A 26645-nucleotide genomic window follows, 5' to 3' on the forward strand; every position below is an offset into this window, starting at 1 on the left:
CCGGGGTGACGATGCCGGTTATCGACGGGAGCCAGACGATCCGGCTGGCTCCCAACTACTGGCCATTCGTCGTCCCCGCACTCGTCGTCGTCGGCGCCGTCATCGTTTTCCCCTGGGCTTTCACCCTGTGGATGAGCGTCAATCGCTGGACGCTCGGCCAGTCGCGGAGTTTTGCCGGGATGGAAAACTATCTCCGCCTGGCCAGCGACCCACGTTTCTGGGAATCCCTTGTTCATACGTTGACCTACACCTTCCTCTCGGTTGCAGCGCCGATGCTGCTGGGCACCCTGGCCGCCCTGATCTTCGATGCCAGGTTTCCGCTGCGCGGCTTGCTGCGCGGCGTCTTCGTCATGCCGATGATGGCGACACCCGTTGCCGTCGCACTGGTTTGGACAATGATGTTCCATCCTCAGCTTGGCGTGCTCAACTACCTGCTGTCGCTGGTCGGCATCCCGGCCCAGGAATGGATATTCAACGCCAACACGGTCATCCCGTCGCTGGTTGCGGTCGAGACCTGGCAGTGGACGCCGCTCGTCATGCTGATCGTGCTTGGCGGGCTGGCCTCGGTGCCGCGCGAGCCCTTCGAAAGCGCCGAGATCGACGGCGCCAATGCCTGGCAGCAATTCCGCTATCTCACTCTGCCGATGATCGCGCCGTTCCTGATGATCGCGGTCATCATCCGCACCATCGATGCGCTGAAGAGTTTCGACATCATCTACGCGATGACCCAGGGCGGGCCGGGTACGGCGTCGGAGACCATCAACATCTATCTCTACAACACCGCCTTCTCCTACTACGATATCGGCTACGGCTCGGCCATGGCCGTGGTGTTCTTCATTGTCATCGTGGCCCTGTCGTTTGTCCTGCTGATGCTGCGCCAACGCTCGCAGTGGATCGATACGGAGGGCAAATAGATGAGTTCACGGCTGCTCAACCAGATCGGTCTGTTTTTCGCTGCCCTGGTTTTCGTCTCGCCGGCGATCCTGTTCTTCCTCTGGATGATCTCGCTGTCGCTGAAATTCGAGATCGACAACGGTGCCTATCCGCCGATCCTGATCCCCGAACGCTTCGCCTGGTCGAACTATGTAAAGGTGTTCGAGGAGAACAATTTCCTGCTCTATCTCTGGAATTCGGTTCTGGTGACCGGTACGGCGACCTTGCTGGCGCTGCTGATCGGCGTACCGGCCGGCTATGGCATCGCACGGCTCAAGGCTGAACGATCGGCGGTCGTCATCATGATCGCCCGCATGACACCTGGGCTATCCTATCTCATCCCGCTGTTTCTGCTGTTCCAATGGATCGGGATACTCGGCACGCTGTGGCCGCAGATCATCATCCATCTGGTGGTGACGGTGCCGATCGTGGTGTGGGTGATGATCGGTTATTTCGAGACCACGCCGATGGAACTGGAAGAGGCGGCCAACATCGACGGCGCCAGCTCCTGGCAGGTTTTCCGGCTGGTTGCCCTGCCCATCGCCAAGCCGGGCATCGTCGTCGCCTTCATCCTGTCCGTGATCTTCTCGTGGAACAATTTCGTCTTCGGCGTCGTGCTCGCCAGCCGTGAGACGCGCACACTGCCGGTCGCCGTCTACAACATGCTGTCCTACGAGCAGGTGAGCTGGGGGCCGCTCGCCGCGGCGGCGCTGGTGGTGACGTTGCCGGTGCTGATCCTGACCATGTTCGCGCAAAGGCAGATCGTCGCGGGGCTGACCGCCGGCGCCGTCAAGGGCGGCTGAGGGCGCGTCCTGACATCACTCTTTTCCAGGAAAGATCCAATGGCATCGGTAACAATCAGCAACGTGCAGAAGGCCTTCGGGGCCACCAAGATCATTCACGACGTCAGCGTCGACATCGCCGACGGCGAATTCGTCATCCTGGTCGGCCCGTCGGGATGCGGAAAATCGACGCTGCTGCGCATGATCGCGGGCCTTGAAACGATCTCCGGCGGAAAGATCGCCATCGGCGAACGTATGGTCAACAATCTGCGCGCGCGGGACCGGAACATCGCCATGGTGTTCCAGAATTATGCGCTCTATCCGCATATGACCGTTGCCGACAACATGGGCTTTGCCCTCAAGATCAAGAAAGCCGACCCGGCCGACACCGCTGGCCGGGTCCGGAAGGCAGCCGGCATCCTCGGCCTGGAAAAGCTGCTTGACCGCTATCCGCGCCAGCTTTCGGGCGGCCAGCGCCAGCGCGTCGCCATGGGCCGCGCGATCGTACGTGACCCGCAGGTCTTTCTGTTCGACGAGCCGCTCTCCAACCTCGACGCCAAGTTGCGCGTCCAGATGCGCGGCGAGATCAAGGCCCTGCACCAGCGGCTGGGTACCACGACGATCTATGTCACGCACGACCAGATCGAGGCCATGACGATGGCCGACAAGATCGTCGTGCTGCATGACGGCCTGGTCGAGCAGATCGGCGCGCCGCTGGACCTCTACGACCATCCGGCCAACCTCTTCGTTGCCGGTTTCATCGGCTCGCCCGCCATGAACTTCATTGCCGGCCGCATCGAGGAGGGCGTGTTCCGCAGCGCCGGCGGGTTGGTCCTGCCGTTGCCGGAAGGCGCCCAGCCCGCGGATGCCGCAGGACGCGAACTCGTCTACGGCATTCGACCGGAACATATCCGGGCGACGGGGCAAGGCGTGCCGGGTACGATCACGCTTCTCGAGGCGACAGGCTCGGAAATCTTCGCCAGGGTCGACTGCTCCGGTGAAGAAATTTCCTGCCTTTTCCGAGAAAGGCTTGCGCTCAGGCAGGGCGAAGGGGTGGGGATCGAGATCGACCGCGCATGTGCGCATCTGTTCGACGCAGCAACCGGTCGGCGCATCTGACCCAATGGTCTGGTGAATGCGTGGTCGGCCTTAGGTCGGCAACGCGAATTCACCGGCGAGTTCGATGGCGCGGCCTTCGCTGGCCGATCTCTGGGCGCCGAGACCCATGACGACGGCCCACCAGCCGTCTTGCAAGGTCACTTCCACTTTGCCTTGTTCGCGCACCGCAGCGGTGAAGCGGGCGTGCTCGAAATAGTCGAACCGCTAGGGTCGCCTGCCTCGATCAGCCGGGGGTCGACGGGAATCTCCAGCAGGCGTGGTCCAGGCGGATTGCGCGGACTGACGATCAACTGGGGCACTGGCGCAGGGCCAAGCTGGGTCGGCCAGAAACGGCCTGGTCCGGGAACCAGACATTCGATCTTTCCGTCGCCGCCGACAGCGCAGAGTTGCTCCTGGTAGCGGCTGCCCTCGGCAAACATGCAGAGTTTCCAGCATGGCGCGCGCGCCGCGAGGGCGCTCTCTGCGATCATTGCTGCCACAGGATGATCCGGAAACGCTTCAAAGTGAATTTTCTCGTGGGCGGTCTTCGGCACTACGGAGATCCGCGCCGGATGTTCGCGCGCCTGAATCCGGCTGACCGACAATACGACCTGTGCTGAGGTTCAGTACGAACTACCGATCAGGGCAGATGGGATGTTCGTCCGCGTGATAGCGGCGAGGCGTGAAATCCGCGATCGTTCTGCAGTTCTGCTTTGCTGCAGAGCCGCAGCTCGACGGAGACGTTCTCGTGAACCTGTACTGCGCACCGTGCGTTTGCAGCCTTGCCGAACATCTCGCTCTTCGGGAGGCGGATACCTCCTTCGATAGCGAGCGCATCGACCGGGTGTCGAGGCAATCATGAGCCGAGCCCGCAAGATCGCAATCGCTATCGTCGCCCTCATGGTGATTCCAATGGCAGCTATTTGGAGCTGGCAATGGTTCACGCGGGGCCGGTTCGAGGAAACGACCGATAACGCCTATCTCCGCGGAGACATTACCAGCATCGCGCCGAAGCTCGCCGGTTACGTCGTCGAAGTCGACATAGACGACAATGCCAGTGTGTCAAAGGGTGCTGTCCTGTTTCGCATCGACGACAGCGACTACAAGCCAAGGCAGAGCAGGCGAAAGCCAACGTCGCCGCCCGGCAGGCGGAAATCGCCAACATCAAGGCGACCCGTGAACTGCAGGACGCATTGATCGCGCAGGCTGAGGCGCAGAAGCAATCTGCCGCAGCCGACCTGCAATTCGCCCGAGCCAACCTGAACCGCTACGTCACGCTGCAGAAGAACGGGACCGCAAGCGATCAGAAGCTGCAGGATGCGCAGGCCGGCCATGACAAGGCAAAGGCATCGCTGGACGGTGCAGAGGCCAATCTGCTGGCTCAAAAATTGAAGCTCGGTGTCCTGGATGCACAGTTGTCCGGTGCGCAGGCAGCCCTGTCCCAGGCACAGGCAGCGCTCGACCTGGCAATGCTCGACCTGGCCAACACCGTCGTGAGGGCCCCGGTCGGCGGCATCGTCGGTAATCGCCAGATCCGTGTCGGCCGCTATGTCACGCCAGGGACAGCAGCCTTGGACATCGTTCCGGTTAACGATGTCTGGATCGTTGCCAACTTCAAGGAAACACAGCTGAAGCAGGTTGAGATCGGCCAACGGGTCCGCGTCATGGTTGATGAATATCCAGATCTGCAAATCGACGGCCTTGTCGACAGCTTCGCTCCCGGTAGCGGCGCGGCATTCAGCCTGCTGCCGCCGGACAACGCCACCGGAAACTTCATCCGCGTCGTCCAACGTGTGCCGGTCAAGATCAGGATGACGCGCAATCCGTTGCCCGGCCGCCTGGTTCCGGGACTCTCGGCTCGTGTTGCCATCACCGTCGGCACCAGGGATGCTCCGGCTGTAGCGCAGGAAATGCAGACAGGCGGGATTGCGGACGGGCGCTCAGCACAATGATGCACCTCGCCGAAACGGCGGCTGTGCAGCGCCATCCCGGTACATTGCGCGCTTGCTTGATAGCAACCGGCGTCGTGCTGGCCGCCTTCATGGACGCGGTCGCATCCACTGCACTGTCCATCGGCCGGATCGACATGCTCGGCGACACCTACGCAACGTTGGACGAACTGGCGATGATCGACGTTGTTTTCATCGCCGCCAAGCTGACGGCGTTCCTTGTCGCTCCGCTACTTGTGACGGCAGCCAGGCCGACCGCCTGCCTGCGCGCGGCGGTTGTCACCCTTCTGCTGGCATCCGCGGCCTTGACGTTGTCGGTGGACCTCACCTGGATTTGCATCTGCCGCATTGTCCAAGGGCTGGCTGGCGGCACAGTTCTCGTCGCCAGCCAGACACTGCTGTTCTTTCGGTTACCGCACCGGCATCAGCCGGTCGTTCAGGCGGTTTTTGCCGTAGGCGCCGTCATGGCTCCGACGACCGTCACGCCGGCCCTGCAGGGCTGGCTTGTCGACCATCTGACCTGGGAGTGGATATTCCTGAGCATCATTCCGCTCGGCATCGTCTCCCTTGTCCTGTTGGCGGCGGACGGCGATCGGACCTTTTGGCGGAAAACCAGGTTTCCTGCCGTCAGGATATTGTTGCTCGGCATCAGCGCCGCGCTTTTGACCTACGTCCTGCTGCAAGGCAGCAGGTTCAACTGGTTCGACGACACCGACATCACCTTCCTTGCCGCAACCGGTATGACGGCTGCCGGCCTCCTGGCCGTCTGGGAGACCCGCTTTCGTTCAGAAGGCTCACTGCTGGCCATCTCGCCCCTTGGCAATCCGGACTTTCGCTTTGGCCTTCTCGTCAGCTTCGTCGCCGGCTCTGCCCTTTCAGGCAGCGCCTATCTTATTCCGGCTTTTGCCCTCAACGTGCTCGATTTTACCGCGACGGGCGCAGGAGTGCTTCTGCTGCCCAGCGGAGCCATGCTCGCGCTTGGACTTCTGTTGTCCGGCTTCGTCATCCAAAGGACCGGGATGCGCCCGATCACGCTTGCGCCATTTGGCATTCTGCTCTTCGCAGGTGCCATGTGGCTGCTGTCCGCTTCGACGAGCGGTAGCGGATCACCGGACCTGACCCTTGCTCTGCTGCTGCGAGGATTCGGCCTCGGCCTTCTGTTCGTGGCACTGACGCTGGTTACGCTGCAGGGCCTTGCCGCCAATGCGTTGCCGTTTGGCATCGGGCTGTTCAACTTCGGCAAGCAGGTGGGCGGTCTGACCGGCACAGCCCTCTTGCAAACGTATATTGATCACCAGAATGTCCACAACCGGACGATACTGGCGTCCCACCTCGTCAATGGCGATCCAGCCGTAGACCAGCGCTTGAGAGCAACTGCGAACGCTCTGGCGAACAGTGTCGACAGCACTGCGGCGACAAAGGCCGCCCTGCCGCTGCTGCAGCGCGCGCTTGAGAAGCAGGTCGCCACGATCTCGTTCGACGAAGCTTTCTTCGCGCTCGTCCTGCTGTTCGCGGTCGCTGCGCCCTGTCTCATTGTCGCCAAACAATTGCTCGGCCGCCAAGCCGCTCCGCAGAACTAAAACCGCGTCCACGCCCTGTACTTTGGAACAGATGTATTGGTCGGGAGAGGCTTCCAGATTATCTCATGAGCCGTGTTAACCGGACGAGACAGGGATGACGAATGCAGAGGTTTTTCCGGTTTCACTCTGCAGCCGACGAAGAGGCAGCCGAGCGTCTTACCTGTCCGGCTCGTATTCCCAGTGGTAGGTGTTGATGCATCGATCCGCGTCGCTCCTCGCGCGAGGCCATCGTTGGGGCCCCCGCAGCGCGATAACTCCGCGCAATGCATGGATTTCCATGAGATGCAGCCGAGGCATGGCGGAACTAGATTTAGGCGGTGAGTTCGCCTGTCCAGATATTGAAAACAAGTGCTATATCAAGCGCTGACCGTCCCAAGGCTTTTTTGTCCGACAGGAGAAGCCAATGACAGCAGCGTCCAACTCACTTGACGAAATCGAGCCCGAAGCAACGCTAGCGCTGCAAATCATCGAGAGCATGCCCGGCCACGCGTGGGCAGCCGATGCCGCCGGAAGATTCACCTATGTCAGCCCAAACACGCTGACGTTCCTCGGCAACATGCATGAGGATCTCAACACTTCCGAAGACGACGATGATTTCGGCTGGCGTCGAGCCGTCCATCCCGACGATTATGATCCCGTAGCCGCCAGATGGCGGCATTGCCTCGAAACCGGCGATCCCTATGATACCGAGCATCGCCTGCGGCGCGCCGATGGCGTCTATCGCTGGTTTCGAAGCTCAGGACGACCATTTCGCGATAGTCAGGGGCGCATCGTTCAATGGTACGGCACGACAATAGACATTGAGGACCAGAAACGGGCCGAGTCAGCATTGCGTGACCGGGAGCGGGAACTTTCGCAGTTCGTGGACATGGTCCCGAGTCACATCTGGCGGCTCGATCCAGACGGCGAGCCGATCTTCTTCAATGGGCGCATGGTCGACTTTCTCGGCCTCGATGTAGCGGATCTGGACCGACCGGGCATGAGCCGGCTGGCGGTGATGATACAGGCCGCCGTTCATCCGGACGACGCGGCAGCATTCGGCGATGCACTTCGTGGTTGCTTCGCTACCGGTGCGAGCTTCGCCATGCGCTATCGCCTGCGCCGTGCCGATGGCGTCTATCGCTGGATGTCGAGCCGGGCGGAGCCGATGGGCGATGGCGCTGGCCGCATCGTCCAGTGGTACGGCCTCTGTCACGACATAGACGATCAGATGCACGCCGAAGCGGCGTTGCGGCAGAGCGAGCAGCAACTTCAGCACATGATCGACGCCGTGCCGGTCCGCATCTGGAGTGTGATGCCGACCGGCGGGCCGGTCTACTTCAACAAGCGATACCAGGACCATTTCCGCTCCGTTATCGCGAACTTTGACGCGCTCGGCGAGCCGGGAATCGAAACGTTGCTGCACGAGGTGATTCATCCCGAAGATGCGCCCGAGGTGCAGCGCACGTTGCTGAGGTGTTTCGAAACTGGCGGCGGCTCCGCGATGCGGTTTCGCTGGCGCGAAAAAGACGGCACCTATCGCTGGGCTGAGTGCAGGGTCGAGCCGCGACGCGATGACGACGGAACGGTCGTGCAGTGGTACGGGGTTTCTCTCGACATCGACGATGAGGTGCGCGCGCAGGCGGCGTTGCGCAAAAGTGAGCGGCGCCTTCAGCAGCTGATCGACACCGTGCCCGCTTTGATCTGGAGTACGACACGGGAAGGGACGCCTTCCTACGTCAACAAACGGTTCACCGATGTAACCGGGGCCACGCTCCACGACATCACCGCCCCGGACGGCTCGCCGTCGCTGAGCGTGATCCATCCAGACGATATCGACACCGCACGGCAGGCGATCCGCCATTCATTCGCAACGGGCGTGCCTTACGTTCAGAGATATCGCCAGAGGCGGGCCGACGGCCGCTATCGCTGGACCGAGACTCGCGCCGAGCCGCTGCGCGACGAAGATGGCAGCATTCTCCAATGGTACGGCGTGAGCGTCGACATCCATGACCTGGTGACCACGCAAGCCGCGTTGCACGACCGGGAACGAGAGCTCTCGCAACTCGTCAACATGGTTCCGAGCTACCTCTGGCGGCTGTCTCCCAACGGTGAGCCGAGCTTCTTCAACAAGCGCCTGATAGATTTTCTCGGCCTGGACATAGCGGACGCGGAAAAGCCGGACACGAGCCGGCTGGCGGCCTTCATTGCCACCGTCGTCCATCCCGACGATGCAGCCAGCCTGAGGGAAGCACTCGACAGCTGCTTTGCCACCGGCGAGCGATTCTTCATGAAGTATCGCCTGCGCCGTGCCGATGGCGTTTATCGTTGGATGGAGGGCCGCGCGGAGCCGCTGCGGGACCAGGGTGGACGCATCGTCCAATGGTACGGCCTTACGCACGACATCGACGATCAGCTGCGCGTCGAAGAGGCGCTGCGCGAGAGAGAACGGGCTCTCTGGCAGCTCGTTGAAACGCTGCCGGCAATGATCGATTGCGCCGCGCCGGATGGCGAACCGATATATCGCAGCCAGCAGCTCCGCGAATTCCTCGGATACAATCTTGAGGAATTGGACGAAGCGGGAAAGTCCCGGCTGGCTGGCACACTCGACGCCGGTGTTCATCCCGACGACCTGACAGGTGTCAAAGAGAGATATGCCGATTGTCTGTCCACAGGCGAGCCGTATGCGCGACGGCACCGTCTGCGGCGCTTCGATGGTGAATATCGCTGGGTCGAGACGCGCGCCGCGCCGATGCGCAACGCTGAAGGCGCCATAGTGCAGTGGAACGTTATCTGCCTCGACATCGAAAATGAGGTGCGGACACAAGAGGAGCTTCGGCTGGCACAAGAGAGACTTGCGCGTGCGAGCCAGGCGGCGAGCCTTGCCGAACTCTCCGCATCCATCGCTCATGAGGTGAACCAGCCGCTGGCCGCCATCGTCGCCAACTCCAACGCATGCCACCGTTGGCTGTCCGCCGAGCCCCCGAACGTCGAGCGCGCGAAGATCACGGCCGAGCGTATCATCCGCGATGCCAACTCGGCGGCGGATGTCGTCAGCCGCATCCGTGCCTTGTTCAGACCTTCGCTTGAAATGAGAACCAGCACGCCGATCCCCAGCGTCGTTGCCGAAGCACGTGACCTTATGGCCGAGGAAGCCATGCGGCGTCGCGTTCGCATGGACATCGACGTCGAAAGCAACCTTCCGCTCGTTGCGTTCGATCGCGTCCAGATCCAGCAGGTCCTGGTCAACCTCATTCGCAACGGCATGGAGGCGATGGACACCACGGCGGGCGACAAGGTTCTTGCAATGCGCGTGCGCCGGATAGAGGACACGATCCAGACCGAGGTCCGCGACCGAGGCCCGGGTATCGAACGTCCCAACAAGATATTCGAGCCGTTCTTTACAACGAAAGGGAACGGAATGGGCATGGGGCTCGCGATCTCCCGTTCGATCATCGAGTCTCACGGCGGACGCCTTTGGGCGGAGAATAGCATGCCGCGTGGGGCGACATTCATCTTCACCCTCCCGGTTGAAGCGAAAGCTGCGCAATAACTGGCGGCGCTCAGTAAGCGCTTGGTTTTTGGCTCTCGGTGAAGGGGCGCCGCCGCCCCGTGCAATGCATGGATTTCCATGAGGTGCGGTTGGGGCGTGGCGGGATTAGGGTGGCGACGTGAGTCCGTCAGCCCAGTCCAGCTATCAAGAGCAAGTGCTACACGAAGCGCCGACAATCTCCAGAGTTTGTTTGTCCGTTAGGGGCACCCGATGACGATAGCGCCCAACTCACTTGGCGAGACCGATTCCAGCGCAACGCTCGCGTTAGCGCATGACTTGAACCGATCCGGACCGGGAAGTGGCCGACCTTTCGCGACGAATGAACCGGGCCTGATTCGCGGCAACATGATCAGCGATCTTGGAAGAGGCAGGTTGTCGCGCGTCTGGTCGCACCGTCCCCAATTCCTGCATCTGGGGCTTTTTATTACGGCCTATGTCCTGGGCTGCGGCTTCGCCCAGTCGCTCGCAATCATACCTGGAACAGGGATTTCCATTTGGCCTCCGAGCGGGCTTTTCATCGCTACTCTTGTCTTCGCCTCCAGGTATAGCTGGCCGTGGTGGGTGCTGGGGGCCTGTGTGGCAGAACTGTTCAGCAACTTCTTGTGGTTCCACACTCCGCTGCCCGCAGCCTTCCTGATCTTTGCCGGCAACGCTCTTGAAGCGGTATCCGGCGCATGGCTTGTGAACCAGACCTGCAAGCGCCCAGTTCGGCTGGAAACGTTGCGGGACGTTCTCGCATTCGTCGTACTGGCCGCTGGAATTGCGCCAGTTGCAAGCGCAACGGTGGGAAGTGCGGCGCTTGCTTGGTTTGGCATACAATCGCAAACCTTTGTGACGGCTTGGCCGCTGTGGTGGATCGGAGACGCGACGGGAGTCCTGATCGTAGCGCCACTGGCGCTGGTCGTGTTCCAGAACTGGCGCGGCAAAGCGCAGCTCTCGGCAGCGCGATGGATGGAAGCTTGCGTCCTGGGGCTGATCTTTCTTGGTATCGCCGCCCTTTCCTTGAGCGGCTATCTGCCCTTCGCCTACATCATCATGCCGCCTCTTCTTTGGGCCGCGGTGCGTTTTGAGTTCAGAGGCGCCGCCGTAGCATTGACCGTCCTCGCTCTGATCACGGCGGTATTCACGATATCCGGCGCCAGCCAATTTGCCGGCGATCCCGAGTCCCAGAAGCACAACCAGATCATGCTGCAGCTTTTTCTGGCCATCTCTGCATTTTCGGCGCTCGTCGTGGCCGCCATTTCCAGGCAGCATCAGGCGGCGGTGCTCACTTTGCGCCAAAGTGTGGAGACCTTGCGGGAGCGGGAGCGAGAACTCTCGTTGCTGGTCGAAATGATCCCCGCTCACATCGCCCGCATGGCGCCCAACGGCGAACCAACCTTCTTCAGCAAGCGCACGACAGACTATATCGGCCTCAACGACATCGCGGACTGGGACGAGCCGGGCACGAGCCGCCTGGCGACCTTGGTCGCGGCAGCCGTCCATCCCGACGATGGACCCAGGATGAGAGAATGGCTCAGCCGCTCGCTCGCCACCGGCGAACCCTATCCCATAAGGTATCGCCTGCGTCGCGCGGACGGCGTGTACCGCTGGAGGGAGGGCCGCGCCGAGCCGCTGCGGAACCAGAGTGGGACGATCGTGCAATGGTACACGGCCAGCATCGACATCGACGATGAGGTGCGCGCGCAGGAGGCATTGCGCGACCGGGAGCGGGAGCTCTCACAGCTTGTCGACATGGTTCCGAGCCACGTTTGGCGCCTGACGCCGGACGGCGAGCCGACCTTTTTCAACAAGCGAATGGTCGACTTTCTCGGCCTTGACGTAACGGATTTGGACAAACAGGGCATCAGCCGGCTGGCGGCGATGATAACGGCCATCGTCCATCCGGACGACGCAGCAGCATTCGGCGATACGCTCAGTCACTGCCTCGCCACCGGTGAGCGCTTCTCCATGAGGTATCGCTTGCGCCGCGCCGATGGCATCTATCACTGGATGTCGAGCCGGGCGGAGCCGATGCGCGATCACGCTGGCCTGATCGCGCAGTGGTACGGCCTCTGTCACGACATAGACGATCAGATGCAAGCCGAAGAGGCCCTGCGGCGGAGCGAATTGCAGCTTCAGCAGATGATCGACGCTGTGCCGGTCCGCATTTGGAGCGCGGTGCCGACCGGCGGGCCGGTCTACTTCAACAAGCGATACCAGGACCATTTCCGCGCCGTCATCGCCAATTTCGAAACACTCGGAGAGCCGCGCATCGAGGAATTGCTGCAAGAACTGGTTCATCCCGAAGATGCTCCCGAGGTGCTGCGCACGTTGCTGAGCTGTTTCGAAACAGGCGGCGGTTCCGCGATGCGGTTTCGCTGGCGCGAAACAGATGGCTATCGCTGGGCGGAGTGCAGGGTGGAGCCGCGGCGTGATGAAGACGGGGCGGTTGTGCAATGGTACGGGGTTTCCCTCGACATCGACGAAGAGGTGCGCGCCCAGGAAGCGCTGCGACAAGCCTCCGACAAACTCGCGCAAGCCACTCAGGCTGCAAGTCTCGCCGAGCTTTCCGCTTCGATCGCGCACGAGGTGAATCAGCCGCTGGCCGCGATCGTCGCCAATTCCCATGCATGCCACCGTTGGCTGTCCGCCGCCCCTCCGAACGTCGAACGCGCGAAGATTACGGCCGAGCGCATAATCCGGGACGCCAATTCGGCGGCGGACGTCGTCGGCCGCATCCGCGCGCTGTTCAAGCAATCCACCGAGACGAGGACCAATGCGACGCTCAGCAGTGTCATCACAGAGGCACGCGACCTCGTGGCCGAGGAAGCGATGCGGCGGGGCGTTCGCACCAGCGTTGATGTCGGACGCGACAGTCCGCTAGTCGCGTTCGATCGCGTCCAAATCCAGCAGGTTCTGGTCAATCTCATCCGCAACGGCATGGAGGCGATGGACTCTGGTGCGGATGACGGAGTTATCAGCATCCGCGTGCGCCATATCGGGGATGTTGTCCAGACCGAAGTCAGAGATCGCGGCCGGGGCATCGAGTTTCCCGACCGGATATTCGAACCGTTCTTTACCACGAAAGAGCAAGGGATGGGCATGGGACTAGCGATCTGCCGTTCGATCATCGAGTCGCACAGCGGGCGTTTATGGGTCGAGAAGAACGAACCACGTGGAGCGACGTTTATCTTCACGTTGCCGATTGAAGCGAAAGCGGCGTCATGACGACGGACGGCCAAATTGTCTTCATCGTAGATGACGATGAACGCATTCGGGAGGCGCTCAGCGAGCTGCTGGCTGCACACGGCATGTGTGCCGTAGCGTTCGGATCGGCGGGCGATTATATCCGCGCTGACAAGCCGGACGTCCCTGCCTGCCTCATCCTCGATATCGAGTTGCCGGATATTAACGGCCTCGATCTGCAGCGGCAGATTGCCGAGGGCGATCATCCACCGATCGTTTTCCTGACGGGACATGGCGATATCCCGTCCTCGGTGCGTGCGATCAAGCACGGCGCCGTGGATTTCCTGACTAAGCCCTTCAGCGATGCAGACCTCATGGCCGCAATCCATGCGGCGATTGCCCAGGATCGGGTACAGCGATCGGAGCGCGCCGAGCTGGGCGTGTTGAAGCAACGTTATCTCGAGCTGACGCCGCGCGAACGTGAGGTGCTGCCGCTGGTGGTCAGCGGTCTGCTCAACAAGCAGGCGGCCGCTGAACTGGGGATCAGCGAAGTTACGCTGGAAATTCATAGAAGGAACGTCATGCAGAAGATGGTCGCGGCGTCGCTCGCCGACCTCGTTCGCATCGCCGAGCGATTGGGAATACCGATCACGCACTCGCGCCGGGCAGGGGGGAACTGAGGGTGAGCAAGCGGAGGCCTGTCGTGGCGATTGTCGACGATGACCCAAGGCTGCTCGAGTCGCTGGAGGACCTTCTGGAGTCCGCCGGCTATGTGGCCCGCAGCTTCTCGTCGGCAGGGTCGTTACTGGTCAGCGGCCTGTCTGGATTGGACATGCTTATCACCGACATCGGGATGCCCGGCATGGACGGCTTTGAACTTCGCGACTTGGTCAAGAAGGCGCGTCCGGATCTGCCTGTGTTCCTGATCACCGGCCGCCACGAGATAGTGGATCAGCACCGCGCCAAGGGCATTGGCAGGCTTTTCCGCAAGCCGTTCGATGGCCAGGCACTGCTTGCGGCGATCGGCGACGCTTTGCGCAACCCAGAAACGGAGGCTAAACATGAGAGTTGACCAATTGCCCTTACCGAGATCGACGCCGTCATCACAGCAGCGAAGGGCTGAAGCCGAGCAGCCGCTGGTCATTATTGTCGATGATGATGCCTCTGTTCGGGAGGCGCTGTCTGAATTGATCCTGTCGGCGGGTTTCCTGCCGGTGTGCTTTACCTCAACCCGTGAATTGCTTGACGCCGACGTGTTGGAGAGCCCCGGCTGCTTGATCCTCGACGTGCGCATGCCAGGGACGAGCGGTCTCGATCTGCAGCACCATCTTGCGAAAAACGGCAACCCCAAACCCATCATCTTCCTGACCGGGCATGGCGACATCCCGATGACTGTCCAGGCGATGAAGGCCGGCGCCGTGGACTTTCTCACCAAACCGGTGCGGGATCAGACGCTGCTTGACGCTGTGATCGCCGGCATTGCGGTGGATGCCAAGCGGCGGGCGGATGCCGTGATCGTCAAGCGCAACATCGAGCGCGTCGAGACGCTGACGCCGCGCGAGCGCGAGGTCCTGCGTGAAGTGGCGCGCGGGCGCCTCAACAAGCAGATCGCCTTCGACCTCGGCATCAGTGAAGTGACGGTCAAGCTTCACCGCGGCAATGTCATGCGCAAGATGGAAGCCGCTTCCATCGGTGAGCTGATCCGGGCGTGGGAAACGCTGCCCGCGCCGATGCGCGAGGTCTAGAATTTGGCACAAGCCGATCCATGCCCCATCCAATAGGATCGCCCGGCGCGCCGGGCCATTTCAGGTGCTTTCTCAGCGCGCCCAGGCCTTCCTGCCTGTTGATACGCTCGTCCTGCTGCGGGTGATCCTGATGTACATCGGTGGTCCTGTTTGGTGTTTCGCGGCAAGGCCCGCGCCAAACATCGGTTACTACTGAGCGGCGCTCTTTGGCAGCGCCAGCCTGACCGAAAAACGCGCAACATTTCATGCAACAGCAACTGACGCCGGCCATGCCGCGTCGGTCCCCGCGCCGCTACCCAAGCCTAATTGACGTGTGTCTATAAGAGCTTGCCTTAGCCCGGCCCTATCTTCGGCGTGCCTGCCCTGCACCTTGGCATCGTATGACAGATGCCTCCGTAGAGTAGGTTCGCGGCCCGGATCGGTGCATCCTGTTCCTCGCAAGCCATCACGACCGTCGCGTTTCTACCGCTCCTCGCTCGCTCCTCCCCGAACGCGACCGCTCAGGCCGACTCGACGGTCGTGATGGTGAGCAGGACGTTCAAAGCACATGGATGGACACGATGAACAAAGACGGACTTTTCTCCGTCGGCGGATCTCGCCGCGATGTCATGTTGGCAGGCCTGATCTCTACGGCAGCCGCCGGACTGCCCCGCGCTGCTTCGGCAACGAGCCGAAAACAAAACCTTCCCTCTTCCCCCTCAATCAAAGGAACCAAGACGATGAGCACCATCACGACCAAGGATGGCACCGAAATCTACTACAAGGATTGGGGCAAGGGTCCTGTCGTCACGTTTTCGCACGGCTGGCCGCTGAATTCCGACGCCTGGGACGGCCAGATGCTCTTTCTTGCCCATAACGGCTTTCGCGTCGTTGCGCATGACCGGCGCGGCCATGGCCGATCGAGCCAGGCCACGTCCGGCAACGACATGAACGGCTATGCGGACGATCTTGCAGCCGTGATCGAGGCGCTGGATCTCCGGAACGCCACGCTGGTCGGCCATTCGACCGGAGGAGGCGAGGTTGCTCGCTATATCGGACGGCACGGGACGAAGCGGGTGGCCAAGGCTGTTCTTATCGCCGCTGTTCCGCCGATCATGGTGAAGACGCCGGCCAATCCGGAAGGCCTGCCGATCGAGGTATTCGACGGCATAAGGGCTGGCCTCGTCAAGGATCGGTCGCAGTACTACCGGGACCTCGCACCGTTGTTTTATGGCGCGAACAGGCCAGGCGCCAAGGTTTCCCAGGGGACTCTGGATCAGTTCTGGCTCTGGAGCATGCAGGCGGGTCTCGTGAACGCGTACGAAAGCGTCAAGGCGTTCTCCGAGACCGATTTTACCGAGGACCTCAAGAAATTCGACGTACCAACCCTCGTCCTGCATGGCGAAGACGACCAGATCGTCCCCGTCAAGGACTCGGCAGTCAAGTCGGCCCGATTGATCAAAGGCGCAAAGGATATCTATTACCCCGGCGCGCCCCACGGGATCACGGCCACGCACCAAGATCAGGTCAATGCTGACCTGCTCGCCTTCATCAAAGGATAGCTTCTGTCGGCTCATGTCCCGGATTGTGGAACCGAACCACTGCGCCATCGAGCTGGAGCGCTGGCAGGGGCGCGAAACATATGCTGCGCCACGGCTGCCACTCGGGCAACTGCGCCTGTGCAGCCCGGAGGCGATCGCCGGCGTTCGACACTACGTCGCGCTGTCGGGGGTCGCCGCCGCGCGCTTGTTCTGCCTTGATGGCCAAAGCGCTCTCCAAGACGTCAAACTGGCTAAGCACCGGGAGTTTATCAATCGCTAGCCGTTTGCGATTGCCGCTCATTTTGGCGGTCTCAATTAGGCGTGAAATTTTCTTGGCCAGCAGTTGCGACTATCGCAGCAGCACCGGCGCTATTTTTCGGAGGCAGGAACGAAATGGGCGTACTCTTGGGCAAGATCGCGGTGGTCACCGGCGGGAACAGCGGGATCGGACTATCGGCTGCAAAAATCTTTGCGGCCGAGGGCGCGCAAGTCGTCATTACCGGCCGCCGGCGGCAGGCGGTCGAGGAAGCGGTCGCACAGATCGGGGCAGGCGCGCTGGGCATTCAGGGAAATGTGGCCGAGGTGTCGCACCATGACGAGGTAGCGCAACAGATCCGTCAGAGGTTCGGGGCGCTCGACATCTATATGGCGAACGCCGGCATAAACACCATCACGCACTCGGCCGACGTCTCCGAGGCGGAATATGATGCGCAATTTGCCGTCAATACGCGAGGCGTCTTCTTCGGCGTCCAGAAGCTGATTCCGATCATGCGGAATGGCGGCGCAATCATCCTCACAGGCTCGCTGGCCAGCGAGAAGGTTCTGGACGGTCATGCTGTTTACGCGGGCTCGAAGGCGGCCATAAATGCCTTTGCGCGCGCTTGGGCGATCGAACTGAAGTCTCGCGGCATCCGGGTCAACGTGCTCAGCCCAGGTCCGGTGGATACGGCTATTCTCGATAAGCTAGGCATACCGTTTGAGCAGCGCGGGCTGTTTGAAAAGGCGATGGCAGAGGCAATACCCCTGGGCCGGATGGGGCAGCCGGAAGAGCTGGCAAAAGCCGCCCTGTTCCTTGCCTCGGACGCGAGCAGTTTCGTAACGGGCATCAATCTGCGGGTCGACGGCGGGATGGCAGTGCTCTGAGCCACGACTGCGATGTCGTCGCGCCAATAGACTTCCGAATAAATGGCTGAGCAATCGGTCATCCTCAAGACGATTTTCCGGGAAGCTGCCGCACGAGTCGCGCCAAATAGGTCGGAGGCGAGACGTTTTGTCGACGTGCCGCAAATTGAGCCACGTAAGCAGCAAGTCGCATTACAGGGATCGACGCGCAAGAGAGAAGTCGGCTCGCCGATACGGCGGAAGGACCGAGGTCTCGCCCCGGTCCTTCAATTTTCTGTAGGTCGGGATCAGTGACCCCAGATGCCCTGGCCATATTCATCGTTGGGAACAGTCGGCTTGCGTACGGTTTTCGGCACCCCGATATCATTGTTCATTTTTTTGATCGAGGATGTATACATGTTGTAAGACGCAGTCGCAGGCTGCTGGGATCCGTTTGATCCATAGTGGTCGCTTCCGGCAGTGGCGCTTCCTGCTGTAATAACAAGCACGGCGACAGCAAGGACTGTCATTTTCATTTCAGTAACTCCATTGATGTCTTGGATGGTATTCACCCATACAAATATAAATGTCGTGACGCAGCGACACGATCAGACGGTCCGGCTGTTTGATCCATACGAAGGCATTGGGCGATTCAGGCCGAAGGCCAGGGACTATGTCGTTGACGAGAGGAGGCTTTGCGGCGCGCCCTCAGTGTCTGTTCCGGCGACCGCCGACAATGCACACCCGGCATAGATACCTCAATTTGCTGCAGGGCACCTGATCTCCCCGGTGACCTACCCTGCACCTTGGCATTGTATGACAGACCCTTCCGCACAATAGGTTGGCGGGCCGCGTCGGCGCATTCTCCTGAGCATTGGTCACCACAGGCGACACGGGAGAAAGCAAATGCGAAACATAACTCGAGTCCTGGCCCTCACCGCAGCGCTTGCCGCGTGGGGCGGCGGGATGGCGCAGGCCGCGAATTCTCAGCCCAAGCCGACGATCGTACTGGTGCACGGCGCCTTCGCGGAATCGTCGAGCTGGGATGCAGTCATCACCAAGCTCAGCAAAGACGGTTATGTGGCGATAGCCGCAGCTAATCCGCTCCGCGGCGTTGCCAGCGATGCGAAAGCAGTCTCAGCCATCGTCCGGTCGGTTTCCGGGCCGGTCGTGCTGGTGGGGCATTCCTATGGCGGGCCCGTCATCACCGAGGCCGCCAATGGCAATCCCAATGTGAAGGCGTTGGTCTACGTGGCGGGTTTCGCGCCCGATACGGGCGAATCGAGCCTTACGTTGTCCAGCATGTTTCCCGGTAGCACCTTGGGGAGCGCGCTTGCTCCAGTCGTGTTGCCGGACGGCGGACAAGACCTCTTCATCGAGCCGGCCAAGTTCCGCGCGCAGTTCGCCGCCGACGTTCCGCAAGAGCAGACTTTGCTGATGGCTGCCACTCAACGCCCTGTTGCGCAGGCGGCTCTGGCTGAAGCCTCGGGCGTCGCCTCATGGAAGACGCTGCCGTCCTACATGATCTACGGCTCGGATGACCGCAACATCCCGGCAGCCGTCATGAGCTTCATGGCCAAGCGTGCGCACGCGGTAAAGACCGTCGTCATCGAGGGTGCGTCCCACGCGCTCATGGTTTCGCATCCCGACGAGGTCACGTCACTCATCGAGGATGCTGCTGCATCGGTCAGTCAGTAGCAGGCCGGAAACGCCCAGCATCCGATCGAGCAACGAAAATAGACACGCAACACCAGGAGACCAGACATGAAGATCGTCGTCATCGGCGGAACCGGGCTGATCGGTTCAAAGACCGTGGAGAGACTGCGAAACAAAGGCCACGACGTACTTGCGGCGTCGCCGAATTCGGGCGTCAACACCGTTACGGGAGAGGGTCTGGCGGCCGCGCTTGCCGGTGCGCAGGTCGTCATCGACCTCGCGAACTCGCCGTCGTTCGAGGAAAAGGCTGCCCTGGAGTTCTTCTCGGCATCCGGGCGTAATCTTTTTGCCGCCGAAACGGCCGCCGGCGTCCGTCATCACGTGGCGCTGTCGGTCGTCGGTACCGACCGGCTGCAGGGCATGGGCTATTTCCGCGGCAAGTTGCTTCAGGAAAAGCTGATCAGGGAGTCCGGAATTCCCTACACCATCGTTCACGCCACTCAATTCTTCGAATTCACCGCCGCCATCGCAAACACGGGCGCCGTCGGGGATACCATTCATATGTCGCCGGCCTACTTCCAACCCATGGCGGCTGATAATGTTGCCGATGCGATGGCGGACGTCGCGCTTGCCGCGCCGTTGAACGGCATGATCGAAATTGCCGGCCCGGAGCGTGTTCGCATGAGCGAACTTGTCGAGCGCTTCCTGAAGGCCACCAAGGACCCGCGCAAAGTCGTCCCGGATCCCGGCGCGCTCTACTACGGCCAAGTGGCAATCGACGATCGAACGCTGGTGCCCGGCGAGAACGCGCGCATCGGCGCCGTGCGTTTCGATGATTGGCTCAGCCGATACACACCACCGAAGTAAGTAATCATCGGATAGGCCCGCCATTCGCACAACAAGGAGACCAGACATGATCAAAACACTTCTCTGCGCCGCGCTCACCGCCGCTTCCGTCACCGCAGCAATGGCCAATGACGCCGCCAGCGTGAAGCTTGTCTACGACCAGGCTCTGCCAAACGTGCCCGGCAAGAGCATGAAAGCCGTGCTCGTCGAGTACGCGCCTGGGGGTACGTCGCCGGCTCATACCCATCCCAAATCCGCGTTCATCTATGCCACGGTCCTGCAGGGGGCGATCCGAAGCCAGGTCAATGACGGGCCGGTGAAGACTTATCGCGCCGGCGAGAGTTTCTCGGAATTCCCTGGCGACCGTCATGCCGTCAGCGAAAACGCCAGCAAGACGGAAGGCGCTCGTCTGCTTGCTATTTTCGTCGTCGACACCAGCGAGACGGAACTGACGACGAACGCGAAATGAAATCGTAGCCCCCAGGACCATCGGGGCGTACGCGAAGGGACGGTCAGTGACATGAATTCGATCGCCATCCGCACACTTGCGGGGATTTTGGTCCCCGATACTCCGCTTGTTGGCCGAGCGATCGAACATGCCCGCGCTCGATGTGAACCCTACCTGTTCAACCACGTGGTCCGATCCTGGCTTTTCGCGGCCCGGATCGGACAGATTCAGAATATCCAGCACGACGCGGAGGTTGTTGCGGTTGCAACCCTGTTGCATGACGTCACGCTCAATGAGGACTTCGCCGGGCCGCGCCGTTTCGAAGTGGAAGGCGCCGATCTCGCCCGCGCCTTCGTTCGGGAGGGCGGCTTCGACGAGCGGCGCGCCCAATTGATCTGGGACAGCGTCGCCCTCAACTCGACGCCGTCGATTGGCCTCTACAAGGAGGCTGAGGTGGCGCTGTGCACAGCCGGCATCTGCCTCGATGTCGTCGGCTTGCAATACAGCCTCGTTTCGTCAGCCGAGATTGCAAAGATCGTTGGCGAATTTCCGCGCCTCGGGATGAAGCGGCGGATGACGCGATGCTTTTGCCATATCGCCGAGATCAGGCCCGAAACCACCTACGACAACTTTGCCCGGGACTTCGGCGAGCGCTTTGTTTCAGGCTACAAGGCGACTTCGGCAGTTGATCTTGTGATGAACGCTCCCTTTGAAGAGTGAACGCAGTTTCGATCCAGGTTCTATCGACACCGGTCGGTTCAGCCTTGCCCTTCAAGTGACCCAAACGCTGTGCGTCTGTCGGATGCATGCGGCAAAGCGAATTGCCGAGGGCAGCGGTCAGGTGCCAATTTCCACCTCCTATACTTCGGTTTAGGCGCCCCAGCCCAATCGAGTGGCAATACATATCATCGGCACGATAGCAACAGTTCCTCTCATCGGTCATCCTTACGCTGCAATGGATTGCAAACACCTCAAGGAGATAAGTAATGAATATTGCAGCGCCACCGGTCGCTCCGAAAGGAAAAGCCGTCGCCCAACGCGCGAGTTATGCGGAGCAGTCGCCGGAACTTCTAAAGAAATTTATTGAATTTCTTGGTGCGACGCGAGAGGGGTCGATCGAAGAGCCAATCCGCGACCTTGTTGCAGTCCGAGCCGCGCAGCTGAACGGGTGCACCTTCTGCCTCGATATGCACGTCAAACAGGCGAAGATCCATGGCGAGCGCGAACTGCGCCTTTACCACCTGGCAGCCTGGCGGGATTCGACCTTGTTCGTTCCTCGCGAGCGCGCAGCCTTGGCATGGACGGAAGTCTTGACCAAGCTGCCCGAGCAGGGTGTCCCCGACGAGATCTACGATCGAGTCAGGTCGCAGCTTTCCGAGAAGGAAATCTCCGATCTGACCTTCGTTGTCATGGCGGTCAACTCTTGGAACCGTCTGAATATCGGCTTCAAACCCGTCCCGGGCTCGGGCGATGCGAAGTTTGGCCTGAGCAAAGCAGCACTGAGCTAATCTTTGGAATGGGTCAGAATGGCGCTTGTTTGCGCGCCATTCTGACCGGCCGGACGAAGGCGCCGAGCTCGGCAACCAACACTGGAACCGATCCCAGCCCCGCGGCCGCGGCCGCGAGGCGCTCTCAGGAGGGCGTCATGCGAATTGACAATCTGCATCCAGTAATATCGGCCCGTCTCATGGTGGTCGATGTCGACGCTCCACTCCGCAGTGCGGCACTCTCACTTTCCAGGCCCGCAATAGGCCTGGTCGTGGTGTGCCACGGCAGTGGGGAGGCGGCAGGCGTGCTGAGCAAGTCCGACCTTGTCCGCCATCTGGCGAATTCAGGGCCAACAGAAGCGCCGATTGCGGCTTTGATGAGCAGGTCCATCGTGTCCTGTGGTCCCGATGATGATCTTCATTCAGTCTGGCAGACCATGGCCGCGCAAGGCCTGCAGAATGTGCCGGTGCTCGGGGCCGACTCGAAACCGCTAGGCGTCCTCGATATCCGTGATGCGATGAAGGCGCTCTTCAAACAAGAGGAACTGCAGGAACGGCTGCTTGCCAACTACATCAGCGGGATCGGCTATCAATAGAGCATCGTCTCGCGATTGAATATACGGAAGTATGTATCGGCGTCTTCTTAGATATAATGGAAAATAAAAGCCATAAATTATAGCGTGTTGAAGCCAATAGGTGCCGACTTAGCCAGCGGGGAACGAAATGTTTCGTCCGGACATAAAAGAAGATGTCTTCGACGGCCCGCCCGATGGCCCTGGAAGTGGTATGTCCGTGCAAATGTCGACGGCCGGCATCGTCCATGACCTGGGCAATCTCATTCAGGTCGCCTCGTCGGCGTTGAACCACCTGGCCCGCGATCCGAGCATCCAAGCGGCTCCGGCGCTCGGGCCTGTAATAGCCGGCGCCAAGACGGCTTTGGAGCGGGCTGGTGGCCTTGTCCGGCAAACCATCAGCCTGGCCCGAGAGAGCCACGCGGAAATCGAATACACAAACGTAGGTGCTTGCCTGGCTGAGATCGAAACCCTCGTACGGAGCGCCTTGGATGCCAATTTCGGTCTTGAGCTTCGGGTTGGGTCCGACCTGCCTTTGGTGAGATGCGATCGCTTTGGATTGCAAAATGCGGTTCTGAATCTTCTGTTCAACGCGCGCGATGCAATGCCTGACGGCGGTTTCATCTCGATCGATGCCGGCTTGGCCTCTGAAAACTCTGCCGCCGGTCAGGTAGACATCCGCGTCGCGGACAACGGTATCGGGATGACCAGCGAGACGATGGTCTGCGCCTTCGATCCGTTCTTCACCACCAAAAGCGAAGGCCTCGGCGGCGTCGGTTTGCCGATGGTGAAGCACTTTGCCGAGCAATCAGGCGGAAGCATCGATATTCAGAGCACACTTGGGGCAGGCACGACCGTCACTCTGCGGTTGCCTGCGATGCGATAGCGGCCCGCCAATCTGCCTCCGGTGACAAACGTGACATACAATCGAGAGATAAAGATGGATGCACAAGTCGTCGAAAACGTCCAACAGCACCGTTTCGAGCTGCCGATCGCCGGCGATATGTTTGCGGCGGCCTATTATCGGCTCGAGGGCGGGAAGGTTGCGCTGATACACACCGAAGTCCCGTCGGAATTTTCCGGACAAGGGATCGCGTCGCAATTGGCCCAAGGAACCTTCGAACTGCTCCGCAAGACCGGCCGTAAAGCGATCTTGAAATGTCCCTTCATGAGCCGCTTTTTCGCCAAGCACCCGGACTATGCAGATGTCGTCGGCGGCTAGTCATGGGCACGAATGTTGAGGGTTTCCCAAGGATCTATCCAAATGCCTGACGAGTATGATTTGCAGAGATTCGTCAGCGCACAGGATCCGGTCTACGACGACGCGCTGGCCATTCTACGTCGAGGGATGATGTGCACTCCCTACATGGAGTTCATCTGCCCAAGGTTGGCCACAAGGCGAAGTGGTACAGCGCCTGAGCCATATGCAATCACATCGCTCGACGAAGCCAGCGCCTATCTCTCGTTTCCGATCCTCGGAGGCCGTTATCGGGAATGCGTTGGCACCCTGCAACGGCTCTCCGGCCTAAGCGCTCGCGCTGTCTTCGGTGACGTTGATGCGAAGAAGTTGCACGCGTCCCTCACGCTGTTTTCCGAAGCAAGCAACGACGAGTTCCTGCTCGAGACAATCTTCGACGTCTGGTTCGACGGTTTGCTCGATGAGGAAACGATGAACGATCTCTACTTGATGTCGTAGTGGTCTGCCTGCGCCACCCGGCGTAAAGCTGTCGCGGCGCTGAGGTCACCATCCGCTGCCTTATCCCTCACACGCTGCCATCTGGTAGAGGCATGAGCTCGTGCTCTCCCGGCACGCCGGGGAAGCGGCGTTCGCGCCAATCCGCCTTTGCCTGCTCGATCCGTTCGGCTGAAGAGGAGACGAAGTTCCAATAGATACGACGTGGCTCGGCCAGGGGCTCACCTCCTATCAACATCAGTCTCGCCGCATGGAAGGCAGGCGCCTGCAGCACAATCTCAGCGCCGGGCGCCAGAGCTACTAATTCGGCCTCATGAAACGTACCGAGTTGGCCGACAATTCCAACCTCACCGGCGACGATGTAGATCGCACGCTCACGGTGTTCGGGTTTCACCTGGTAGCGCGCACCGCTCGTGAGCACAATTTCGGCATAGACCATGTCGGAGAACGTCCTTACCGGCGAGACCAACCCGTCGGACGCGCCGGCGATCAACGTAAACTCGACGCCGTCGGCACAGATCCTCGGTATTTCGGGAGCGCCAAAATGTGCGACGTCGGCGGCAATTTCTTCATAGCGGGAGGGGAGGGCGATCCAAGCCTGAGCGCCGAAGAGATTGCTTGCCGACGCCCGGACTTCCGGTGGCGTGCGCTCGGAATGGACGATGCCCGACCCGGCCGTCATCCAGTTGACCTCGCCAGGACGGATGGTCTGCACTTTTCCCAAATTGTCGCGATGGACGATCTCGCCATCGATCAGGTAGGTCACGGCCGCAACGCCGATATGCGGATGCGGTCCCATATCGAAACCGTGACCTGCGTCGAATATAGCGGGGCCGAAATGGTCGAACAGGATGAAGGGCCCGATCATCAGGCGATCCGAGGACGGCAATACGCGCCTTATCTTCAGTCCGTCCGCAAAATCACGGATAGCTGGCTGGATGAGTGTATCGATGCCTGTGATACCGCTTTGGCGGATGGTCATGGATCTCTGTCCTTCTGCATGCCTTGTCAGCCAGGTGCTCGAACGCGCTTGAACGAAGCGGCTCGAAAGACTGTCTGAATGGCTTTGAGGAGCGCGAATTTGGAGCTCGCGTGGTGCTGTCCGGCGATGCCGCTTTCATTAAAAGCCGACACCCTCATCGACAGGATCGCGGCAAGATCTTCGGCCATTTCGGGCCTGTCGTGCAGCAGCGGCGCAAAGCTTTCCTGGTCTATGTCGTAAACCGTGACAGGGGTCATTGCCCGCAAACTCGACATCTCGCCAATACCGGCGAGCAAGCCGGTCTCGCCGAAGAAATCGCCAGGTGCAAGCCGGGAGATCTCCTGCAGTTGATCATCGTCCTCGCCAATTTGCCGGACGATGACGCCCGTCCGAACGATCATGAGCGACGGCAGCATCTCTCCCTGTCGTGCGATGATTTCGCCCTTATGGTAGGTGCGAACCGAGGCCGCTTTGGCGAGCGAACCCTGCTCGGTATCCGTTAGCGCCGAGAATACCGGTATGGAATTGATGAGTTCGATCGGGGTGAAGCCTTGGGAGGCCGCCGTCTCGTGGCCCGGCCGGTTGGTCATGGCAATCGAGCCTGAAAATGGCTCCGCCAGCAGCATGCCGGTCGACTTTGAATGGCGATAAATGAGATCGAAGATTTCGTTCCGAGCGGCACTTCGCTGGTCGATACTTGCGACGCGAAAAAACAACTCGATCTCGATAGCTGTGGCATCCAGGCTTCTGATGGTGACCGAAGGCGAAGGGTCCTGGAGGATCGAATTGCAGCTCAGCAAGACAGTGCGCATGAGGTCTACGATGATCGCCGGCGTCTTCGTTGGCGCCACCTTGACGGTTACGGCAAGTCCATGGCTCTCGTCCGGACCGCTTAGATTTGTTACCCCGATCTTGGCGAGAAGGCTGTTTGGCAGCGCCACGACATTGTGTGTCGGGGTCAGAAGTTGGGTCGACCGCCAATTGGTCTCGATAACGCGGCCTTCGGTTCCGTCGCCCAGAATGATCCAGTTTCCAAGCACGTAAGGGCGGCCGAGGTTAAGCGCGATCGCCGAAAATACGTCACCAAGCGTATTCTGGAGCGCCAGTCCCAGGATGACGGCAAACACGCCCGACGTGGCAATGAGCGTTCCGACCGGCACTGCAAAGACAAACGCCAGGATCGACAGGAACATTCCAGCGTAGACGACACCGACCACGACGTCCTGCAGGAGACGTGCCTCGCGCGGCTTTCGCTCGAAGACGAGATAGATACGGACAAATCCGATCAGCGCCCAGGCAAGGTGAACCCACCAGAGCAGCTTGACCGAGCCGATGAGGATCGCTCCTCCGGTTGTCTCGTTGTCCCCTGCGGCCTCGTACGGCACGACGCGCAGGTGGAGAACCATGGCCGACATCGCGACGAAAAAGGCGAGTTGGACGACCAGCTTCGCATTGGCGAAGCGTCTGGGGATGAGAGACCAAACGACGATCCCGGCGAGGCCGAGCAACACGATGTAGACCAGAGGAGAGTTCCACCAGTTCATGAACGATCA

General features: G+C 60.6%; 27 protein-coding genes. 23 read left to right on the forward strand and 4 right to left on the reverse strand.

The window, feature by feature from the left end; translation table 11 throughout:
- Positions 1–11: 11 nt before the first annotated feature.
- Genes NKH60_RS01780 through NKH60_RS01790 form a run of 3 tightly spaced genes read left to right on the forward strand, consistent with a single transcriptional unit; the run spans position 12 to position 2834 of the window.
- A complete protein-coding gene (locus NKH60_RS01780) occupies positions 12–914 on the forward strand; it encodes a carbohydrate ABC transporter permease (protein WP_245274609.1) in 903 nt (300 codons plus the stop codon).
- Positions 915–1736, forward strand: coding sequence for a carbohydrate ABC transporter permease (locus tag NKH60_RS01785; protein WP_023674179.1), 822 nt, complete (start codon positions 915–917; stop codon positions 1734–1736).
- A 39-nt stretch (positions 1737–1775) separates the two neighbouring features.
- Complete coding sequence (locus NKH60_RS01790; protein WP_352612450.1) at positions 1776–2834, forward strand: ABC transporter ATP-binding protein; 1059 nt, start codon at positions 1776–1778, stop codon at positions 2832–2834.
- A 137-nt stretch (positions 2835–2971) separates the two neighbouring features.
- Here NKH60_RS01790 and NKH60_RS01795 read toward each other — a convergent pair whose 3' ends face one another.
- On the reverse strand, positions 2972–3253 hold the full coding sequence (locus NKH60_RS01795; protein ID WP_352870955.1) for a hypothetical protein: 282 nt from the start codon (positions 3251–3253) through the stop codon (positions 2972–2974).
- 418 nt (positions 3254–3671) lie between these two features.
- On the opposite strand from NKH60_RS01795, the gene NKH60_RS01800 reads away from it, so the two are divergent.
- From NKH60_RS01800 to NKH60_RS01850, 11 genes are all read left to right on the forward strand, one after another.
- Positions 3672–4010, forward strand: a complete 339-nt coding sequence (locus NKH60_RS01800) for an HlyD family secretion protein (protein WP_352870957.1) — start codon at positions 3672–3674, stop codon at positions 4008–4010.
- Entirely contained in the window at positions 3977–4765 is a 789-nt protein-coding gene (locus NKH60_RS01805) for an HlyD family secretion protein (RefSeq protein WP_502907729.1), read from the forward strand. The genes NKH60_RS01800 and NKH60_RS01805 overlap by 34 nt, the downstream gene beginning before the upstream one ends.
- Positions 4762–6342, forward strand: coding sequence for an MFS transporter (locus tag NKH60_RS01810; RefSeq protein WP_352612454.1), 1581 nt, complete (start codon positions 4762–4764; stop codon positions 6340–6342). Before NKH60_RS01805 ends, NKH60_RS01810 begins: the two co-directional genes overlap by 4 nt.
- Before the next feature lie 403 nt (positions 6343–6745).
- Positions 6746–9874, forward strand: a complete 3129-nt coding sequence (locus NKH60_RS01815; protein ID WP_352612455.1) for a PAS domain-containing protein — start codon at positions 6746–6748, stop codon at positions 9872–9874.
- Positions 9875–10246: 372 nt separating this feature from the next.
- Positions 10247–13084, forward strand: a complete 2838-nt coding sequence (locus tag NKH60_RS01820) for a sensor histidine kinase (RefSeq protein ID WP_352612726.1) — start codon at positions 10247–10249, stop codon at positions 13082–13084.
- Positions 13081–13722, forward strand: coding sequence for a response regulator transcription factor (locus NKH60_RS01825; protein ID WP_352470618.1), 642 nt, complete (start codon positions 13081–13083; stop codon positions 13720–13722). Before NKH60_RS01820 ends, NKH60_RS01825 begins: the two co-directional genes overlap by 4 nt.
- 2 nt (positions 13723–13724) lie before the next feature.
- Positions 13725–14114 carry a response regulator gene (locus NKH60_RS01830; protein WP_352470617.1) on the forward strand — a complete coding sequence of 130 codons (390 nt, stop codon included), beginning with the start codon at positions 13725–13727 and terminating at the stop codon, positions 14112–14114.
- Complete coding sequence (locus tag NKH60_RS01835) at positions 14104–14787, forward strand: response regulator transcription factor (protein ID WP_031211078.1); 684 nt, start codon at positions 14104–14106, stop codon at positions 14785–14787. Before NKH60_RS01830 ends, NKH60_RS01835 begins: the two co-directional genes overlap by 11 nt.
- Before the next feature lie 560 nt (positions 14788–15347).
- Positions 15348–16328 (forward strand): alpha/beta fold hydrolase, encoded by a 981-nt coding sequence (locus NKH60_RS01840; RefSeq protein WP_502893737.1) that lies wholly within the window; start codon positions 15348–15350, stop codon positions 16326–16328.
- Positions 16329–16341: 13 nt separating this feature from the next.
- Entirely contained in the window at positions 16342–16587 is a 246-nt protein-coding gene (locus tag NKH60_RS01845) for a hypothetical protein (RefSeq protein WP_352470615.1), read from the forward strand.
- Between the two features lie 113 nt (positions 16588–16700).
- Positions 16701–17450, forward strand: coding sequence for a glucose 1-dehydrogenase (locus NKH60_RS01850; RefSeq protein WP_352612457.1), 750 nt, complete (start codon positions 16701–16703; stop codon positions 17448–17450).
- A 266-nt stretch (positions 17451–17716) separates the two neighbouring features.
- Here NKH60_RS01850 and NKH60_RS01855 read toward each other — a convergent pair whose 3' ends face one another.
- Positions 17717–17944 carry a DUF680 domain-containing protein gene (locus NKH60_RS01855; protein ID WP_352612459.1) on the reverse strand — a complete coding sequence of 76 codons (228 nt, stop codon included), beginning with the start codon at positions 17942–17944 and terminating at the stop codon, positions 17717–17719.
- Positions 17945–18314: 370 nt separating this feature from the next.
- On the opposite strand from NKH60_RS01855, the gene NKH60_RS01860 reads away from it, so the two are divergent.
- From NKH60_RS01860 to NKH60_RS01900, 9 genes are all read left to right on the forward strand, one after another.
- On the forward strand, positions 18315–19106 hold the full coding sequence (locus NKH60_RS01860; protein WP_352612461.1) for an alpha/beta fold hydrolase: 792 nt from the start codon (positions 18315–18317) through the stop codon (positions 19104–19106).
- 66 nt (positions 19107–19172) lie between these two features.
- Positions 19173–19931, forward strand: coding sequence for an SDR family oxidoreductase (locus NKH60_RS01865; protein WP_352470611.1), 759 nt, complete (start codon positions 19173–19175; stop codon positions 19929–19931).
- A gap of 46 nt (positions 19932–19977) precedes the next feature.
- Entirely contained in the window at positions 19978–20379 is a 402-nt protein-coding gene (locus tag NKH60_RS01870; protein WP_352470610.1) for a cupin domain-containing protein, read from the forward strand.
- A 51-nt stretch (positions 20380–20430) separates the two neighbouring features.
- Positions 20431–21078, forward strand: a complete 648-nt coding sequence (locus NKH60_RS01875) for an HD domain-containing protein (protein WP_352681194.1) — start codon at positions 20431–20433, stop codon at positions 21076–21078.
- Between the two features lie 266 nt (positions 21079–21344).
- Positions 21345–21866, forward strand: a complete 522-nt coding sequence (locus tag NKH60_RS01880; RefSeq protein WP_352449835.1) for a carboxymuconolactone decarboxylase family protein — start codon at positions 21345–21347, stop codon at positions 21864–21866.
- Positions 21867–22003: 137 nt separating this feature from the next.
- Positions 22004–22441 carry a CBS domain-containing protein gene (locus NKH60_RS01885; protein ID WP_352612465.1) on the forward strand — a complete coding sequence of 146 codons (438 nt, stop codon included), beginning with the start codon at positions 22004–22006 and terminating at the stop codon, positions 22439–22441.
- A gap of 127 nt (positions 22442–22568) precedes the next feature.
- Positions 22569–23303, forward strand: a complete 735-nt coding sequence (locus NKH60_RS01890; RefSeq protein WP_352612467.1) for a sensor histidine kinase — start codon at positions 22569–22571, stop codon at positions 23301–23303.
- Positions 23304–23357: 54 nt separating this feature from the next.
- Complete coding sequence (locus NKH60_RS01895) at positions 23358–23639, forward strand: GNAT family N-acetyltransferase (RefSeq protein WP_352449832.1); 282 nt, start codon at positions 23358–23360, stop codon at positions 23637–23639.
- A 42-nt stretch (positions 23640–23681) separates the two neighbouring features.
- Positions 23682–24113: a DUF1810 domain-containing protein gene (locus tag NKH60_RS01900; RefSeq protein WP_352612469.1), complete on the forward strand. Its 432-nt coding sequence runs from the start codon at positions 23682–23684 to the stop codon at positions 24111–24113.
- A 67-nt stretch (positions 24114–24180) separates the two neighbouring features.
- Here NKH60_RS01900 and NKH60_RS01905 read toward each other — a convergent pair whose 3' ends face one another.
- Both NKH60_RS01905 and NKH60_RS01910 read right to left on the reverse strand, forming a co-directional pair.
- A complete protein-coding gene (locus tag NKH60_RS01905) occupies positions 24181–25092 on the reverse strand; it encodes a pirin family protein (RefSeq protein ID WP_352612471.1) in 912 nt (303 codons plus the stop codon).
- Positions 25093–25118: 26 nt separating this feature from the next.
- Positions 25119–26636 carry a mechanosensitive ion channel family protein gene (locus NKH60_RS01910; RefSeq protein ID WP_352470603.1) on the reverse strand — a complete coding sequence of 506 codons (1518 nt, stop codon included), beginning with the start codon at positions 26634–26636 and terminating at the stop codon, positions 25119–25121.
- Positions 26637–26645: the final 9 nt, after the last annotated feature.

The organism is Mesorhizobium sp. M1006 (assembly GCF_040318825.1).
Classification (GTDB): Bacteria; Pseudomonadota; Alphaproteobacteria; order Rhizobiales; family Rhizobiaceae; genus Mesorhizobium.

What these genes read in the sequence shown, in the direction of transcription:
- NKH60_RS01855 (WP_352612459.1), bottom strand. Translation starts at nt 17,944, where the DNA reads ATGAAAATGACAGTCCTTGCTGTCGCCGTGCTTGTTATTACAGCAGGA.
- NKH60_RS01865 (WP_352470611.1), top strand. Translation starts at nt 19,173, where the DNA reads ATGAAGATCGTCGTCATCGGCGGAACCGGGCTGATCGGTTCAAAGACC.
- NKH60_RS01900 (WP_352612469.1), top strand. Translation starts at nt 23,682, where the DNA reads ATGCCTGACGAGTATGATTTGCAGAGATTCGTCAGCGCACAGGATCCG.
- NKH60_RS01850 (WP_352612457.1), top strand. Translation starts at nt 16,701, where the DNA reads ATGGGCGTACTCTTGGGCAAGATCGCGGTGGTCACCGGCGGGAACAGC.
- NKH60_RS01825 (WP_352470618.1), top strand. Translation starts at nt 13,081, where the DNA reads ATGACGACGGACGGCCAAATTGTCTTCATCGTAGATGACGATGAACGC.
- NKH60_RS01895 (WP_352449832.1), top strand. Translation starts at nt 23,358, where the DNA reads ATGGATGCACAAGTCGTCGAAAACGTCCAACAGCACCGTTTCGAGCTG.
- NKH60_RS01910 (WP_352470603.1), bottom strand. Translation starts at nt 26,636, where the DNA reads ATGAACTGGTGGAACTCTCCTCTGGTCTACATCGTGTTGCTCGGCCTC.
- NKH60_RS01880 (WP_352449835.1), top strand. Translation starts at nt 21,345, where the DNA reads ATGAATATTGCAGCGCCACCGGTCGCTCCGAAAGGAAAAGCCGTCGCC.
- NKH60_RS01885 (WP_352612465.1), top strand. Translation starts at nt 22,004, where the DNA reads ATGCGAATTGACAATCTGCATCCAGTAATATCGGCCCGTCTCATGGTG.
- NKH60_RS01815 (WP_352612455.1), top strand. Translation starts at nt 6,746, where the DNA reads ATGACAGCAGCGTCCAACTCACTTGACGAAATCGAGCCCGAAGCAACG.
- NKH60_RS01870 (WP_352470610.1), top strand. Translation starts at nt 19,978, where the DNA reads ATGATCAAAACACTTCTCTGCGCCGCGCTCACCGCCGCTTCCGTCACC.
- NKH60_RS01800 (WP_352870957.1), top strand. Translation starts at nt 3,672, where the DNA reads ATGAGCCGAGCCCGCAAGATCGCAATCGCTATCGTCGCCCTCATGGTG.
- NKH60_RS01785 (WP_023674179.1), top strand. Translation starts at nt 915, where the DNA reads ATGAGTTCACGGCTGCTCAACCAGATCGGTCTGTTTTTCGCTGCCCTG.
- NKH60_RS01810 (WP_352612454.1), top strand. Translation starts at nt 4,762, where the DNA reads ATGATGCACCTCGCCGAAACGGCGGCTGTGCAGCGCCATCCCGGTACA.
- NKH60_RS01860 (WP_352612461.1), top strand. Translation starts at nt 18,315, where the DNA reads ATGCGAAACATAACTCGAGTCCTGGCCCTCACCGCAGCGCTTGCCGCG.
- NKH60_RS01835 (WP_031211078.1), top strand. Translation starts at nt 14,104, where the DNA reads ATGAGAGTTGACCAATTGCCCTTACCGAGATCGACGCCGTCATCACAG.
- NKH60_RS01875 (WP_352681194.1), top strand. Translation starts at nt 20,431, where the DNA reads ATGAATTCGATCGCCATCCGCACACTTGCGGGGATTTTGGTCCCCGAT.
- NKH60_RS01790 (WP_352612450.1), top strand. Translation starts at nt 1,776, where the DNA reads ATGGCATCGGTAACAATCAGCAACGTGCAGAAGGCCTTCGGGGCCACC.
- NKH60_RS01890 (WP_352612467.1), top strand. Translation starts at nt 22,569, where the DNA reads ATGTTTCGTCCGGACATAAAAGAAGATGTCTTCGACGGCCCGCCCGAT.
- NKH60_RS01845 (WP_352470615.1), top strand. Translation starts at nt 16,342, where the DNA reads ATGTCCCGGATTGTGGAACCGAACCACTGCGCCATCGAGCTGGAGCGC.
- NKH60_RS01905 (WP_352612471.1), bottom strand. Translation starts at nt 25,092, where the DNA reads ATGACCATCCGCCAAAGCGGTATCACAGGCATCGATACACTCATCCAG.
- NKH60_RS01780 (WP_245274609.1), top strand. Translation starts at nt 12, where the DNA reads ATGCCGGTTATCGACGGGAGCCAGACGATCCGGCTGGCTCCCAACTAC.
- NKH60_RS01795 (WP_352870955.1), bottom strand. Translation starts at nt 3,253, where the DNA reads ATGTTTGCCGAGGGCAGCCGCTACCAGGAGCAACTCTGCGCTGTCGGC.
- NKH60_RS01840 (WP_502893737.1), top strand. Translation starts at nt 15,348, where the DNA reads ATGAACAAAGACGGACTTTTCTCCGTCGGCGGATCTCGCCGCGATGTC.